A 656-nucleotide genomic window follows, 5' to 3' on the forward strand; every position below is an offset into this window, starting at 1 on the left:
AATCCCGAAAGGCCCTTCCGGCTATTCACCGTATGTCAATGAGACGAAGGCCAAGGAACGCCAGAAAACGATTGGGCGGATGATGGAAAAGCAGCAGATGATCAGCCAAAAAAAAGCGGATGAATTGATCAAGGAACCTCTTTCCTATCAGCCTTTGAATAAACAAGTTTCCAAGAGAAAGGCTCCTTATTTCTATGACAATGCGATGAGAGAGCTGGAAAAAAAGCTCGGCATGACACGGGAGCAAATTGAAACGAGCGGGTTAAACGTCTATACAACGGTAGATAAACGGATGCAGCGCATCGCCGAGGAGACCATTACCGAAACGGTTAACGCGGGCTCTGACATTCAAGTCGGGTTTTCAGCCATTGATCCCCGCACCGGAAACGTTCTCGCCCTTGTCGGCGGCAGGGATTATCAAAAAAGCCCGTTTGACCGGACGACACAGGCGAAGCGCCAGCCTGCTTCGACGATCAAGCCGTTGCTGTACTATAAAGCGATTCAGAGCGGATTTACGCCAGTCACTTTGATGAAAAGCGAAGAAACCGAGTTTCAAATTGATGCAAAGGGAGAAACCTATTCTCCAAGCAACTATAACGGATACTATGCCAACAAGCCGATTACGCTTCTGCAGGCGCTGGCGCTTTCCGACAATA

The 656-nt window shown here is 48.8% G+C and carries 1 protein-coding gene; it reads left to right on the plus strand.

Annotated features, from left to right (window positions below; genetic code table 11):
- Positions 1-656: penicillin-binding transpeptidase domain-containing protein (locus ACWHAR_RS28140; protein WP_452088578.1), on the plus strand; the 656-nt coding region annotated here is incomplete at both ends.

Source organism: Bacillus sp. LR--39, assembly GCF_053613335.1.